Source organism: Roseomonas sp. TAS13, assembly GCF_001950415.1.
GTDB lineage: Bacteria > Pseudomonadota > Alphaproteobacteria > Acetobacterales > Acetobacteraceae > Roseomonas > Roseomonas mucosa.
On the sequence record NZ_BDLP01000136.1, the window covers coordinates 1 to 11,242 of the forward strand.

Sequence of the window (11,242 nt, forward strand, 5' to 3'; positions counted from 1 at the left end):
GACATCGTCGAGACCGGCAACGATAGTTGGCGATTCAAGAACCGCGCCTGAACGCCCCCTCAACACACCTCACAAGAGGGTCCCTTTTGCGTGCCGATCTGGGGTCCCAATTCAGTGCCGATTGACATTCAGCCATTGCCCAGCGGGCAAGGCATTGCAGGGGTGGTGGGGATCCGCTTCGCGGACCGTTCGGAGCCGCTCGACAGCGAAAGGTCGCGAACCCTGGCCGCACTTCTCGACCAGGCGGCCATCGCGCTCGAACGGGCGGAGCTGATGGAGGACCGGGCGCGGGGTGCCATGCGTGCGGAAGCGGATGCGCTGCGGACGACGCTGCTCACCTCCCTCGGCCATGACCTGCGCACGCCGCTGACCGGTATCAGAGGCTCTTTGGAGACGCTCCGGACGATGGGGGATGCACTTTCCTCGGCAGCCAGGGCGGATCTCATCCTCGCCGCCGAAGAGGAAACGGCACGCCTCGGCCGTTTCCTGTCCAATATTCTCGATATGGTCCGGCTGGAAAGCGGGCAGGTTTCCCTGCGAAGCGAGGCGGTGGACCTGGCTTCTGCCCTGGAGTCCGCCATCGCGCGGGCAGAACACGCGACGGGACGCCGGGTGGAGCGGCGCATCGGCACCCGCTTGCCGGACCCGTCCCTGGATCCGGTTCTGTTCGACCAGATCCTTGGCAACCTGCTCGACAACGCGATGAAGTTCTCAGGACCGGAGGGGCGTGTCGCCGTCGTCGCGCAGCGCCTCGGCGCGAATGCGTCGGTCTCCATCGAGGATGACGGCCCCGGCATTCCACGCGAGGATCTGGCGCGGATCTTCGATCCCTTCTACCGCGCTTCGCGCACCGACCGGATCGCGGCCGGCAGTGGCCTGGGCCTTGCCATCGCACGGGGTTTGGCCCAGGCCATGGGAGGAGAGATCCTGGCCGAGAGCCCCATCCAGGAGGGGCGCGGCACGCGTGTCACAGTACGGTTCCCCGCATGACCAGTTCCTCCCCCGATCTATCACCCCCCCGTATCCTGGTGATCGACGACGAGCCGCAGATCCACCGCTTCCTGGGGCCGGCGCTCGCAGCGTCTGGCTATGCGCCCATGCAGGCGGAGAATGCCGCGACGGGGCTCCATCTGGCAGCCACGCAATCGCCCGCCGCCGTGTTGCTGGATCTCGGATTGCCCGATCTGGATGGGCAGGAGGCGATCCCCAGACTCCGCGCCTTCTGCACGGCACCCATCATCGTGCTTTCCGCCCGTGATGGGGAAGCGGCCAAGGTGACGGCCCTGGACGCCGGCGCGGACGACTTTGTCGAGAAGCCCTTCGCGCTCGCCGAGCTCCTTGCCCGTCTTCGGGCCGCGCTTCGTCGTGTCGCCGCAGCAGCGGGACAGGACGCGCCGGCGGCGCTGATCCGTATCGGCCAGATCGAGATGGACCTCGCTGCCAGAACGGTAATGGTCAATGGCGCGGCACTCAAGCTGACGCCCCGCGAGTGGGATCTGCTGGCCGCCCTGGCAAGAGCGGGGGCGGGCCGCGTGGTGACCCAGCGCCAGCTCCTTTCGGCGGTCTGGGGGCCAGGCCACGCCGAAAGCCCGCAATATCTGCGTGTCTATATCGGACATCTGCGCCAGAAGCTCGGCGATGCCGCCACGCTGATCCGAACGGAACCGGGTGTCGGCTATCGGCTGGGTCCCGCGGATTAAGCCGGTCCGATCAGGCGGATAAGGCTGTTGAAGAGGGCGGCCAGAAGGATACTGAGCTGGGCGAGGATCTTGCGAATGTTGTGCCCGCAGCCGCAGAGACGGCAAAGAGGGCGTCGCGGACGGTGCTCAGAACGATTTGAGCTCCTCCGCGGAAGGCTCGATCTCCCGGCGGATGGCGCGGCCGGCCGGGGCGGCCACGAACCTCTCAGCCAGCGTTACCGCTGCCGGCTGGCTTCGCCACCACGATTTCGTCGGTCTGTACCTTGAAGCTCGCAAGATAGTTGGGCCCGAAAGTGGTCGTGATCGCGACATCCGTGGCGTCCCGCCCCCGTGCCAGCAGGATTCGACCGATACGGGGGGTGTTGTTGCGCGCATCGAAGGTGTGCCAGGCATCGTCCAGATAGACCTCGAACCAAGCCGCGAAATCCGGAACGCCCCAGGGCTGCGGCGTTCCCATGTCACCCAGGTAGCCGGTGCAATAACGGGCCGGTATGTTCAGGCTGCGGCAGAATGTGATCGCCAGATGGGCATAGTCCCGGCAGACACCGCGACCCTCCGCATAAGCCTCGGCCGCCGTCCGTGTCGCCCTCGCCGCCTGATAGTCGAACGTGATGTGCCGGTGGACAAAGTCACAGACAGCCTGCACGCGGCCCCATCCTGCCGGGGTATTCCCGAACAAGTTCCAGGCGGCCGAAGCCAGCAGATCGACCTCGCAGTACCGGCTTCCCAGAAGGAAGGTCATGGCCTCATCCGGGAGGTCGGCGATCATGCACTGGGCCGCGTCCGGCACCACGGTGTCAGGCAGGCCGGTATCCTGCACCATGGCGCTGTTCGAAAGGACAAAACGTCCCGCAGGTGCCACAAGGCGTGAACCCAGGTTGCCGAAGCCGTCCCGGTAAGGAGAAACGGGGACAGGAGGATCGCAGCGCGGTGCCTCGGCGACCAGGATGTCCTTCGCTCGATCGGGATGGATGCTCAGCATCAGGATCATAGGCGTGGGCTGCGGCAACTCGTAGACGAGTTCATAACCAACCTGAATCTGCACGTAGGGCTCCTCGTCCAACCCTATCCCTAACACGGATGCGCCAGAGGACCCCATATAATCAGATGAAGGGACCGGCACGGGCTGTGGAACTGGACAGGTTAACCCCCCGGACATTGCCCGAGCCCCACCGCCCCGCGGGCGAGGCGTTGCTCGCCTCCGATACGGCACCCGAGGATCGGGGGGATGGTTCCCCTGTGCCGGGCTGCGCGGCCTTATGCCGGAGCGGCCGCTCCGCTGCGGCTCCTCCCTGCCGCCGTCCCGGCCGAAGCTGCACGGGCGGCACGGCATTCGCCGAACGGTCGCCGGTCGAGCGGAACCCAACGCCGAAACGACCATCCGCAGGCCCTTTTTGGTCATCCTGTCGTCACACCCGTGCAAAGCGGCTGTCACGAAGCAGCACTAGGTTCCGCCGCCATCGTACCCCCCAAGGGATTGTGATCAATGTTTCGCAGAACGGCCCTCGCTGCTGGCGTGGCTCTCGCCACGCTTCTTTCCGGTCACGCTGAGGCCGAGACGCGCCAGCGCTTCACCTTCTGGTACGGCCTCACCGGCCAGCTCAGCGATGTGGTGCAGCAGGTCTGCAAACGTTTCAACGAGGGGCAGAACGAATTCCAAGTGTCCTGCGTCAGCCAGGGCGACTATGCGCACGCGTTGCAGAATGCCATCGCGGCCTTTCGCGCCGGCGAGCAGCCCACGGTCGTGCAGGTCTATGACATCGGCACCGCCGACCTGATGCTCTCCGGCCAGTATATCCCGGCCCGGGATCTGATGCAGGAGCAGAAGCGGAAAGTCGACTGGAACAACTATCTCTCCCCGATCGCAGCCTATTACGCGACTTCCAAGGGCGAAATGCTGAGCTTCCCCTTCAACTCATCGACCGCGGTGATGTACTGGAACCGGGCCATGGGGCGCGAGGCCGGCTTCGAGAAGCCGCCCGAGACCTGGGAGGAACTGGAGAAGGCTCTGCGCGCCATGAAAGCGAAGGGTATCGCCTGTCCGATGGCGATCAACTTCGACAGCTGGCCCTGGCTGGAGCAGTTCGCATCCGTCCAGAACCTGCCGATCGCGAGCAAGGGCAACGGCTATGGCGGGCTGGATGCCGAGTACGTCTTCCAGAAGCAGGACTTGGTCCGCAAGCACTTCAACCGGCTGTTTTCCTGGTACAAGGAAGGGCTGCTGGCGGTGAAGACACCGGAGAGCGGCCAGAACGTCACCGCGGCCTTCGCATCCGGCACCTGCGGCGCGGCGCTGAACTCCATCGCCGACCACTCGACCATTCGCCTGACGGCCAAGCCGGACCTTGACTGGACGCCGGCGCTGCTGCCGATCTATGCCGGCACGACACGCACCAACACCCGCGTCGGTGGTGCCTCGCTCTGGACGCTGAAGGGCCGTCCGGCCGGCGAGTATCGCGCCGCAGCGGCCTTCTTCGAGTTCCTGGCCACGCCGGAATCGGAGGAGTTCTGGGCCACCAACACCGGCTACATCCCGGTCACGCATAGTGGCTACGACAGGCTGAAGGCCGAGCACTTCTTCCAGAAGCCGCAGAATGTGGGCCGCGAGGTCGCCATGACCAGCCTGCTGGCCACCGAACCGACCGAGTTCTCCCGTGGCCTGCGCCTGGGCAACATGACGCAGTTCCGCGCAACCTATGCCAATGAGATGCAGGCAGCCTTCGCGGGGCAGAAGAGCATGGACGAGGCGCTCGACAGCATGGCCGCCGAGGGCAACCGGCTGCTGCGCCGCTTCGAGCAGACCTATCGCGGCAAGCAGCTGCCCTGACCGGGAAGCGGGGTGGCGGGCGTTTCCCACGCCGGCCACCCTGCGGCAAAAGACATGGATCAGTCCCGACGCGCACTCTTCCACAGCCGCTGGCTTCCCTGGGCACTCGTGCTGCCACAGCTGCTCTGCATCTTCGTCTTCTTCTACTGGCCGACAGGCGAGGCCTTCTACTGGGCCTTCACGCTGGAACAGCCCTGGGGCGGCGGCAACGCCTGGGTGGGTTGGCAGAACTTTGCCAACGTCTTCCAGGACAGGGCCTACTGGAACTCGGTCCTGGCCAGCATCGTCTATGCCTTCGCCACGACGGCACTCGCCGTGCTCATATCGCTGGTGCTCGCGATGTTCGTGGACCGTGAGTTGAAGGGCACGCGTGGCTATAGGCTGGCGCTGATCTGGCCTTATGCCATCGCCGCACCGGCGGTCGGCGTGATCTTCCGGTTCGTTTTCGATGCACGTTCGGGGATCTTCTCCTGGCTCAACACCCTGTCGCCCGGCCTGTGGAATCCGGGACTGAACGGCACGCATGCGATGTTGATGCTGATCATTGCCGGGGCCTGGCAGCTCGTCTCCTACAACTTCGTCTTCCTGCTGGCCGGGCTGCAATCCATCCCGCGCAGCCTGATCGAGGCGGCGGCGAATGACGGGGCGGGCCCTCTGCGCCGCATGATCGACCTGCAATTGCCGTTGCTGACCCCGACACTGTTCTTCCTGGTGGTGATCAACCTGACCGACAGTTTCACGAACAGCTTCGCACTGGTGGATGTGATGACGGCGGGTGGCCCCGCTCGTGCCACCGAAATCATGGTCTACCGCATCTATTCCGATGGCTTCAAAGGCCTGGACTACTCCGGCGCGGCGGCGCAGAGCATCGTGCTGATGCTTCTGGTGATGGTGCTGACCTTCGTGCAGTTCCGCGTCATCGAACGCCGGATGCATTACCGGTGAGCATACCATGATCGAGCGCCGCCCCGTTTTCGACATCGTCACCCATGCGATCCTGCTGCTGGGCGTGGTCTTCCTGCTTGTCCCCGTCTGGCTCGCCATCGTCGCGGCCTCCCAGGACATCGCCGGGGTCAACCACGTGCCGATCAATTGGTGGTTCGGCAGCCATCTCTTCGAGAATCTCGGCGAGGCCTGGAGGCGCGGCGATTTCGGCGCCCGCTTCGTCACCAGCTTCGTCGTCGCCTTCGGCGTGATGCTGGGCAAGATCACCGTGGCGGCACTCGCGGCCTTCGCCATCGTCTTCTTCGACTGGCGTGCCCGGATGGCCATCTTCTGGCTGATCTTCGTCACGCTGATGCTGCCGCTGGAGGTGCGCATCGTGCCGACCTATGCGGTGGCGGCCAATGCGCTGCGGCCCTTCCAGGCTATTCTCGACATGACAGGTCTGACCGGGCTGGTCGAAAGCGTCTCCGGTCTTCGCATCGCCCTGCAGTGGCGGATGCTGAACTCCTATGCCGGGCTGATCCTGCCCCTGGTCGCCACCGCCACCGGCACCTTCCTGTACCGGCAGTTCTTCATGACCGTGCCGGAGGACCTGGTGGAAGCCGCGAAGATGGACGGCGCCGGTCCGCTGCGTTTCTTCTGGGACGTGCTGCTGCCGCTCAGCCGTACCAACATCGCCGCGCTGGCGACGATCATGTTCGTCTATGCCTGGAACCAATATCTCTGGCCGCTCCTGGTGACGACCGAACCTGCCCGTGCCACGGTGCTGGTCGAGCTGTCCCGCCTGGTGCCCCGGGGCGATGGGCTGCCGGAATGGCATATCCTCATGGCGGCAACGTTGATCGTCATGCTTCCGCCCCTGTTCGTCGTGCTGCTGACGCAGCGCTGGTTCGTGCGTGGCCTGATCGCGACGGAAAAGTGAGAGAAGCCTCGATGTCTGCCATCCATCTCGAAGCCGTGTCGAAAACTTATCCGGGTGCCGCCACGGCCACCGTGCATGCCGTGGATCTGGACCTGAACTCTGGCAGTTTCGTGGTGATCCTCGGCCCTTCGGGATGTGGCAAGTCCACGATGCTGCGTATGATCGCCGGCCTGGAATCCATTACATCCGGCGAACTGCGCATCGGCGGCATACGCATGAACGAGCGGGAACCCAAGGAGCGCGGATGCGCCATGGTGTTCCAGAACTACGCGCTCTATCCGCATATGAGCGTCGGGGCGAATATCGGCTATCCGCTCAAGGTCGCCGGCATCCCCCGCAAGGAGCGGGAGGCACGCGTGCGCGAGGTGGCCGCAAGCCTGTCTCTCGATGGATTCCTGGAGCGCAGGCCGTCACAGCTTTCCGGTGGGCAGAGGCAGCGCGTGGCCATGGGCCGGGCCATGGTGCGGCGGCCCAAGGTTTTCCTTTTCGACGAACCGCTCTCCAACCTCGATGCCACGCTGCGGGTGCAGATGCGGGCGGAACTGCGCAGACTTCACGACTCCCTGGGCGTCACCTCGGTCCTGGTGACCCATGACCAGGTCGAGGCCATGACACTCGCCGATCGCCTGGTGATCATGCAGGCCGGCCGGGTCGAGCAGGTCGGCTCGCCGCGGGAGGTCTATGAGCGGCCGGCGACACGCTTCGTGGCGGGCTTCCTCGGCTCTCCCGCGATGAGCCTGCTGGAGGGGCAGGTTTCCCCTGGCGGCGGAGAGGTGCTACTTGCGAAGGGCATGACCCTGCCGCTTGCCGGTAAGCTCCTGCCGGGTCAGAAGGTCCTGATCGGTATCCGCCCCGAACATGTGGGGCAGGGGAGTATCGACGCGATTTGTGAGATGGTGGAGGATATCGGTACAAGCCATCTCGTGCACGTCCGGGTCGCCGGTCAACCTCTCATCGTCCAGCGATCGGTGGAGACCCCTATTGCGCGTGGCGATCACCTGAGCCTTGGCTTTCCGCCCGCAAAGCTGCATGTGTTTGAGGTGGCGACGGGACGGAGACTGGATCCGATCGCGTCCCCTGTTCCTGCCAGCGAAGTGTTGGATTGCCTGCCTGTGGATAGCCATTCGTAGAAGTCCGCAGGCCGAGGCAGCGGCGGTTCGCGGTGCACGCATGCACGCACCGGCCTTATGGAGCCTTACGGGCGTCAAGCGTGAGCTGCATGAAGACGAGGTCGAGCCATCCATCGAACTTGGTACCGACTTCCTTTAGGTTGCCGGCCTGCTGGAAGCCGAGCTTCCCGTGAAGCCGGATCGACCCCCCGTTCCCTGCCTCGATCCCCGCGACCATGACATGCTTTCCGATCTCCCGCGCTCTGCCGATGAGCGCGTGTATGAGGCTCTCGCCGATACCTTGGCCCCGCTGGTCCACCCGGACATAGACGGAGTGCTCCACGGTATGGCGATGGCCCTCGAACGCCCGCCAGTCCCCGAACGAGGCATAACCCAGCACTTGTCCATCTGCACCGGCAACCAGCACGGGGTAGCCAAGCCGCTGCCGGTCGGCATGCCACGCGGCGCGGCATCTTCCGCTCCCACGAGGAACTCGCCCTGTAACGGGCAGGCCTCCGCTCACGAGGAACCGGCATTGGCCGGAATGTCCAGTTCCAGCATCAGGGACGCGAGGCACTTGCCATGCGCGTCAAGGGCAAGGGACCGTGTGACGCCGCCGCCCAGCGCGCCCTCCAGCACGAAGTTCAGCGCGCCGATCCCAGGCAGTTCGTAGCGCCGCACCGGGCCTTTCGCGATGCCGGCGAAATGCGCAGCCACACGCTCCACCGTCACCACCTGCATCAGCCGGGAATAATCGGCCATGTCGTAGGCGATGACGGAGACGCAGGAGATGTCGCCCTTGTCTCCCGTGCGGGCATGGGCGAGTTCGCGCAGGATCATGATTATGCCTCCACCCAGGTGATCCGCGGTACCGCTGCGGCTTCGGGGATGAGGCAGGAGCGGATGCCCACCACTTCCCGTGCCGATTTCGTCACCCCGCCGCCGCTGGCCGGTCCATTGAGGTAAAGTGACTCCACCTCGTTCCCGATGCGGATCGCCTCCGCCAGGCTGTCGGTCCGGCCCACGACCCGGACCCGCACCTCGCGCGGCTCGGGCGCACCGGCCGGCTGCTTCGGTCCCAAAATGGAGTCGACGCCGATCAGGTCGAAGCGCATCTCGCTCGCCTGGACGCCTATCAGCCGCAGCCGCTCGGCAACGATCTCCAGCGCCAGCCGTCCGCGCGCCACGGCGCCCGGCCCGGCATAGGAGATCTGCCCTTCGCCGACATAGCTGTCCAGATAACCCACCGAGACCTTCAGCATGCCGGTCCGGGGCCGGCCGCCGCCGCCCTCGACGCGCACCTTGTCCGGCCCATCCTCCGTCACCCGGACACCGGAAAAATCGGCCACGACATCCGGCTGCAGGTAGCGGGCGGGATCGTGCACTTCGTAGAGCATCTGTTCCTTGCAGGTGGCCGCGGTCACCATGCCGCCCGAACCCTGAACCTTGCCGATCACGGCCGTGCCGTCCGCCGACACCTCGGCGATCGGGAAGCCGAGCCGTGCCAGGTCCGGCACGTCCTTGCAGCCCGGATCGGCGAAGTAGCCGCCGGTGATCTGCCCCGCGCATTCCAGCAGGTGCCCGACCAGGGTGCCGCGCCCGAGCCGGGTCCAGTCCTCCATGGACCAGCCGAATTCGTGCACCAGGGGTGCCAGGAACATGGCCGGGTCCGCGGCACGGCCGGTGACGACGACATCGGCACCGCCCGCCAGCGCCTCCACGATCGGGCCGGCGCCGAGATAGGCATTGGCGGAGATCAGCCGGTTGCCGAGCGAGGCGACGGTCTCGCCCGTCTCGTCGAGCCTGTGGTCGCCCGCACGCACGGCGTCGAGCACGTCGTCCCCGGTCACCGCCGCGATGCGCAGCCCGGAAAGCCCGAGGTCGCGCGCGACTTCCGCCACCTTCCCGGCGGCGGCCACCGGATGGGCCGCGCCCATGTTGGTGATGACCTTGATGCCCCTGGCACGGCAGATGCCGAGCACCGCCTGCATCCGTTCGACGAGAAGCGGGTCGTAGCCCCGCGCGGGGTCCTTCATCCGCGCCTGCTGGGCGAGGGCGATGGTGCGTTCGGCCAGGCACTCGAAAACGAGGTAGCGCACCTCGCCCCGTTCGGCCACCTCCACCGCCGGTTCGATGCGGTCGCCGGAGAAGCCCGCGCCTGCGCCGATCCTGATCGTCTTCATGGAACCTTCCTTCGCGTGGCGGCCTGCGCCGGTGATGGGCCTCATCCCAGGAGGACGCCGGTCGCTAGGGCGACCGCTGTCATCACGAGCGTGGTCCCGAAGGCCCAGGGAAAGATGAAGCGCTGGTGGTCCCCGAGATTGACCCCGCTCAGCCCGACCAGGATGAAGGTCGAGGCGGTGAGGGGGCTCAGCGGGAAGCCGGTCGTCATCTGGCCGAGGATGGCGCCGCGGCCGATCAGGACGGGGTCGACGCCGAAGCTCGCCGCGGCCTGCGCCAGCACCGGCAGCACGCCGAAATAGTAGGCGTCTGGGGTGAAGACCAGGCTGAGGGGCATGCTGGTCACCGCCACGATCAGGGGCAGGTAGCCTGCCAGGCTCTCTGGGATCACCGAGACTGCGGCGCCCGCCATCGCCTCGATCATCTTCGTGCCGGTCAGGACGCCGGTGAAGATGCCGGCCGCGAAGATCATGGTGGACACGGTCACGACGCTGCCGGCATGGGACACCAGGTGCTTCTGCTGCTCCTCCCAGCTCGGGTAGTTGACCGGCAGGGCGATGGCGAAGGCCAGCACGAAGAGGATCGGCAACGGCAGCAGGGACGTCAGCAGCGCCACGATCAGGACGACGGTCAGGACGGTGTTGAACCAGAACAGCCACGGCCGTTCGAGCGCGATCTTGCGCTCGCCCGCCGGGGCATGGCCAGCCTGGATGGAGGACATCCCATCGGGCATGTCCTCGCCCGCGCCGGACGGACCGGTGCCGAGGGGCACTGCGGCGGAAAGCGAGGCGGGGCGAGGACCGGCGGCCGGCAGGGCATCGAGCGAGGCGATGCCGAGGCGGGCCCGCTCCCGCCGACCCAGGAAGTAGGCGACCGCGAGCACCCAGAGGATGCCGGCCAGCATGGCGGGCACAACCGGATTGAAGATGGCCGAGGAATCGGCCTTCAGCGCGGCCATGGCGCGCACCGTGGGCCCACCCCAGGGAATGATGTTCATCACCCCGGCGCCGAGGGCGACGACGCCCGAAAGCACCAGCCGGTTCATGCCGAGCCGCTGGTACAGCGGCAGCATCGCCGAGACCGTGATGAGGAAGGTGGTGGCGCCGTCACCGTCGAGCGAGACGGCCATGGTGAGGATCGCCGTCGCGAGCACGACTCGCAGCGGATCGCCCTTCACGAAGCGCAGCAGGCGCCGGATCATCGGCTCGAACAGGCCGACATCGAGCATCAGGCCGAAATAGAGCACGGCGAAGATGATCATCACCCCGACCGGCGCGACCCGGGCGATGCCGTCGAGCATCATCTTGCCCAGCTCCGGCCCTGCGCCGGCGAGCAGCCCGGCGATGGTGGGGATGAGGACAAGGGCGACCAGCACGGACATGCGCCTGGTCATGATGGCGAACAGGAATATCGCGATTGTCGCGAAGCCTAAGAGCGCCTAACTAAACCCGGTATGATGCGTTTCTGTGGGCATGGCGAAGCCTTTGGTTTCTGATGATCTCTGGGCGGCGATTGAGCCGCTGTTGCCGCCCGAGCAGCCCAAGCCCAAGGGCGGGCG

At 66.0% G+C, this 11,242-nt stretch carries 10 protein-coding genes and 2 pseudogenes; 7 read left to right on the forward strand and 5 right to left on the reverse strand.

What is annotated here, in order from left to right; translation table 11 throughout:
- Positions 1-90 precede the first annotated feature (90 nt).
- Positions 91-990 carry a sensor histidine kinase KdpD gene (locus tag ROTAS13_RS12220; protein ID WP_139323339.1) on the forward strand — a complete coding sequence of 300 codons (900 nt, stop codon included), beginning with the start codon at positions 91-93 and terminating at the stop codon, positions 988-990.
- The gene (locus tag ROTAS13_RS12225; RefSeq protein ID WP_075822481.1) at positions 987-1,700 is read left to right on the forward strand and encodes a response regulator; all 714 of its coding nucleotides are present in this window, start codon (positions 987-989) and stop codon (positions 1,698-1,700) included. The genes ROTAS13_RS12220 and ROTAS13_RS12225 overlap by 4 nt, the downstream gene beginning before the upstream one ends.
- Before the next feature lie 205 nt (positions 1,701-1,905).
- Here the strand turns inward: ROTAS13_RS12225 and ROTAS13_RS12230 are convergent, their stop codons facing one another.
- The gene (locus ROTAS13_RS12230; RefSeq protein WP_314216558.1) at positions 1,906-2,763 is read right to left on the reverse strand and encodes a transglutaminase family protein; all 858 of its coding nucleotides are present in this window, start codon (positions 2,761-2,763) and stop codon (positions 1,906-1,908) included.
- Positions 2,764-3,186: 423 nt separating this feature from the next.
- On the opposite strand from ROTAS13_RS12230, the gene ROTAS13_RS12235 reads away from it, so the two are divergent.
- The 4 genes from ROTAS13_RS12235 to ROTAS13_RS12250 are packed head-to-tail and all read left to right on the forward strand — an operon-like array spanning position 3,187 to position 7,524.
- Positions 3,187-4,527, forward strand: a complete 1,341-nt coding sequence (locus ROTAS13_RS12235) for an extracellular solute-binding protein (protein ID WP_075822482.1) — start codon at positions 3,187-3,189, stop codon at positions 4,525-4,527.
- Positions 4,528-4,581: 54 nt separating this feature from the next.
- Positions 4,582-5,472: an ABC transporter permease subunit gene (locus tag ROTAS13_RS12240; RefSeq protein WP_058389868.1), complete on the forward strand. Its 891-nt coding sequence runs from the start codon at positions 4,582-4,584 to the stop codon at positions 5,470-5,472.
- 7 nt (positions 5,473-5,479) lie between these two features.
- Positions 5,480-6,394 carry an ABC transporter permease subunit gene (locus ROTAS13_RS12245; RefSeq protein WP_058389867.1) on the forward strand — a complete coding sequence of 305 codons (915 nt, stop codon included), beginning with the start codon at positions 5,480-5,482 and terminating at the stop codon, positions 6,392-6,394.
- 11 nt (positions 6,395-6,405) lie between these two features.
- On the forward strand, positions 6,406-7,524 hold the full coding sequence (locus ROTAS13_RS12250; RefSeq protein ID WP_075822483.1) for an ABC transporter ATP-binding protein: 1,119 nt from the start codon (positions 6,406-6,408) through the stop codon (positions 7,522-7,524).
- 55 nt (positions 7,525-7,579) lie between these two features.
- On the opposite strand, the gene ROTAS13_RS12255 is transcribed toward ROTAS13_RS12250, so the two are convergent.
- From ROTAS13_RS12255 to ROTAS13_RS12270, 4 genes and pseudogenes are all read right to left on the reverse strand, one after another.
- Positions 7,580-8,080 (reverse strand): GNAT family N-acetyltransferase, encoded by a 501-nt coding sequence (locus ROTAS13_RS12255; RefSeq protein ID WP_083755502.1) that lies wholly within the window; start codon positions 8,078-8,080, stop codon positions 7,580-7,582.
- Complete coding sequence (locus tag ROTAS13_RS12260) at positions 8,023-8,343, reverse strand: hypothetical protein (RefSeq protein ID WP_075822485.1); 321 nt, start codon at positions 8,341-8,343, stop codon at positions 8,023-8,025. The genes ROTAS13_RS12255 and ROTAS13_RS12260 overlap by 58 nt, the downstream gene beginning before the upstream one ends.
- Before the next feature lie 2 nt (positions 8,344-8,345).
- On the reverse strand, positions 8,346-9,686 hold the full coding sequence (locus ROTAS13_RS12265) for an acyclic terpene utilization AtuA family protein (RefSeq protein WP_075822486.1): 1,341 nt from the start codon (positions 9,684-9,686) through the stop codon (positions 8,346-8,348).
- Positions 9,687-9,727: 41 nt separating this feature from the next.
- A pseudogene (locus ROTAS13_RS12270) lies at positions 9,728-11,110 on the reverse strand (CitMHS family transporter); the annotation flags it as partial.
- A gap of 46 nt (positions 11,111-11,156) precedes the next feature.
- Here ROTAS13_RS12270 and ROTAS13_RS26275 point away from each other — a divergent pair.
- Positions 11,157-11,242: pseudogene (locus ROTAS13_RS26275) on the forward strand (IS5/IS1182 family transposase); the annotation flags it as partial.